Annotated in this window: 2 protein-coding genes; both read right to left on the bottom strand. The window is 42.7% G+C overall.

Annotated features, from left to right (window positions below; all coding sequences use genetic code 11):
• Window positions 1-52: 52 nt before the first annotated feature.
• Window positions 53-1,666: a group II intron reverse transcriptase/maturase gene (gene ltrA / locus QUA16_RS36065; RefSeq protein ID WP_333109609.1), complete on the bottom strand. Its 1,614-nt coding sequence runs from the start codon at window positions 1,664-1,666 to the stop codon at window positions 53-55.
• A gap of 662 nt (window positions 1,667-2,328) precedes the next feature.
• A partial coding sequence (locus QUA16_RS36060; RefSeq protein ID WP_333109608.1) for a reverse transcriptase domain-containing protein occupies window positions 2,329-3,420 on the bottom strand: 1,092 nt, incomplete at its 5' end.

Here is a 3,420-nt window from a genome sequence, read left to right as displayed (position 1 = left end):
CCCCTAAGAACCGTGCATGAGACTTTCGCACTCACACGGCTCAAGCCTTACTTCAAGCGATCGACTTGGATTTTGAATGTTCCTGTATATGGCACGCTCGGTGCAAGTGCTGAAGGTTTTTGACCGAATTATCTCCGCCTTGAGCTACAGGAACTATGTGGTGGGTATCTAACTCCTCTCCGTTGAATAAAGATTCGCCACAGATTGGACATTTCCAATTTTGGTTTTGTGCTATTTTGTAGTTGCGCGAGTTGCGCTCCCAATAGCTTTTACCATATTTCTGATGGCGTTTTTCCCAATACTCTCTGAGAGAGGGGTCATCCGGTGACGCATCCCCCTTGACCTTTACATGGCGTTCAATCGGCGTGTACGCTATCGGGTAGAGGATTAAATCCTTTTCTTTCCCTCGGCGGTCGCTAGTTATAGTAGCGAACGTCCATTTATTACCATCTATGGTTTTGAAATAGCGTTTCCGAACCCATTTTGTGTTTTTGTTAGGATGTTTACGCTTCGACCAACTCCAAAGGTATTGCCAGGTTCTACTTTTGATGTATTCAAAAGTTTGTTTGCTAACAACACCTTTATAGTAATTGGAAAATCCACGCAGAATTGGATTAAGTCTTTTTATGACTACTTCTTGTTCACACCCATTCATTGCTGAGATTTCTCGTCCAATTCTTTTACAAAAGTCGAGGACTTTCTTCTTTGAAGGCTTAATCAGCAATTTGCCATTATAATGGCGGTGGTTGAATCCAAGGAAGTCAAAACCTTCTTCCATTGACGTTATTAGCGTCTTCTGGGCGCTGAGTTCAAGTCCTCTTGTTGATAACCATTGCTTAATCTGATCTTGGGCGATTTCGAGACTTCCTTTGTCTCTGGCTGTGACTACAAAGTCGTCAGCATATCTAACCACGCCTAATTTAGGATTGGTGGATTTAATGTGGTTTTCTAATCCATGCAATCCGATATTCGCTAGAAGAGGTGATATTACCCCTCCTTGTGGTGTCCCCATCTCTGTCGGGTTGTATTTCCCTTCAAAGATAAAACCAGCTTTTAACCATCCTATAATTAGGTCTCTTTTTGGAAAGTTTCCTAATTCTTTCAGGATAGATTCATGGGCAATATTATCAAAGAAGCCTTGAATATCTGCTTCTAGAACCCAATTGTTTCTAGCATTTGGACTTGCATTTAATCTTATCCAATTTTGGGCTATAGCATCTTGGCAACTTCTACCAGGTCTGAATCCATAGGAATTTGGTTCAAAAATGGCTTCCCATTCTGGTTCTAGTGAATTAACTATTATTGCCTGTTCGATTCTGTCGCGCACGGTTGGGATTCCGAGCGGTCGTTTCTTCCCGTTAGCTTTGGGAATCATCACCCGTTTTGTAGGGTGATGATTACCGCCGTTCCAGTTGTTTACCAGCTTCACTCGTTGCTCTGGGGTATTGACTACTTCTTTGTCAATTCCTGCCGTTGCTTTTCCTTTATTGGTTTGGGTAATTTTCCGAACAGACAATAATAAATTCGCGTAACTTCTTTGCATTAACTTTTGGAGACTTCGCAGCTTCCTCCAGTTACCAAGTTTTTTCGCGAGAAAAATTCGTTGACGCAGATTCTTGACCGCTTTATTTACCTGTCTCCAGTTGACCTGACTCCAGTTTTCCAACGGTTTTCTCAGTCCGTTTGTTGTAGTTGCATACATCATCTAACTTGTCCTTGAATTAAGTTTCTTTGCTTAGTCTTTTTCTCGTAAGACCCAAGAGAAGTCTGCTATTCCTTTCGGTCAGGGACAAAGTTTGAATCCCTATCCTATCTATTACAGATAGGCATTTGCTTTTTCTCTCATCCTTTACCCTCCAGAGAATTCTGTCTCCCTTACGGTTAACTTACTATGGGTTTCGACCTTTCCATAGACTCTGTAGGGCTTATCTTGTCGTTTCGTTTAGTCTATGTTCTCCGTTAGATGTTGACTTTTCTGCGATGGGAATTGTATTCACACGATTCATAGAAGATAAAACTATAAATCTACCCACTTACCTTTTGGTTAGAGCCTATCAGCCTTATTTGGCTCTCTGGGCGATGACGCAGTTTAGACATCAATTTACTTTCGTTCATCTTAGGAGAACTCCCTCTTGCTCCTTACCAAGTTTAGGCTATTAGTTAAGGTTACGTTTGTGGTCTGCATTCCGCCTGTTTCGTTACCTACTTAGGCGTGACCAGACTCTTTTTGAGAGTCTTTTTACCTGAGGGTAGAGAGTGTGAATTCTCTAGGAGAGTCGGCTCTCCGTTCTAAACGACCTTTCAAGTCGCGCTTATTCCCCGCCCCTCTCAGTTAGATCTGGGCGTGCTAGTTTCCCCGCACCCAGCTCCCGATGTTCTTGGCTTGCGCCTTTGCTCATATGGAGATAATCGTGGCAGATGAGAGTGAACCGCTAGAAGGTTATTTATTTTCCAATTACTATGGCAACCATCTACATGATGCAGTTGTACCTTTTCATCGCCTAGCATTTTTAAGCCACATTTTCCACATTTATGGTTTTGCCGTTTTAAAGCTTTAGAGGTTTCGCCGTTATAGAGCTTGCTGTTACGCTCACTCCAGTAGGCTATATCTCCGTCGTAGGGAGATTTCTCTCCTTTGACATTGACAAATTTGTTTTCGGAGTAAGGAACCGTCGGAAATGCTTTATCAAGCAGTTTCTTGCTGGTGTAGCGAGATTGTTTCGATTCCTTATTGAATACCTTGAAGGCTCTATTTTGGATAAACCACAGTGATAACCGTGACCCTTCCAACTTACAGTAGCGATGGTAATTTCTCCAGCCTCTAACTACAGGGGCTAATTTTTCAGCTTTGACCGTAGCACCATAATTCGAGTTGTTAACGATGTGTTTTACCTTCTGACGGAACGCTTTAAAATTGTCCGCTGATGGAACGCATCTAAATTTCCCGTTGTTTTGCACTTTGAAATGCCAACCGAGGAAGTCAAATCCATCTGTCGTAGCTGTTAGCTTAGTTTTCTTTTCACTAACCTTCATCCCTCGTTCTGCCAGAAATTCACTGACTTTATCAAGTATTGCCTCCGCATCATCTTTAGGCTTCAGAATTATTACCATGTCATCCGCGTAACGAACTGATTGATGTATTTCCTCAATCCCATTGAGAGCAATATTGGCTAGTAATGGACTTACCACACCCCCTTGCGGGGTTCCTTGTTCTGGGAATTCTGGATTGACTCCTGATTTTAGACACCGGAATATTCCGGTCTTGATGCCTTTTGGGGCGATGAGTCGTTCCATTATGCTGGCGTGGCTTATCCTGTCGAAGCATTTTTCGATATCGAGTTCGATAACCCGTTTCTCTATTCCGTTGCTGTTAGAGCGTAGATTATGAAACAGTTTTTTCTGCGCGTCGTGCGCCGACCT

It is taken from the genome of Microcoleus sp. S13_C3 (genome assembly GCF_036700905.1).
Classification (GTDB): domain Bacteria; phylum Cyanobacteriota; class Cyanobacteriia; order Cyanobacteriales; family Microcoleaceae; genus Microcoleus.
The sequence above is the reverse complement of the archived record's forward strand: the minus strand, read 5'-3'. Positions and strand labels throughout refer to the sequence as shown.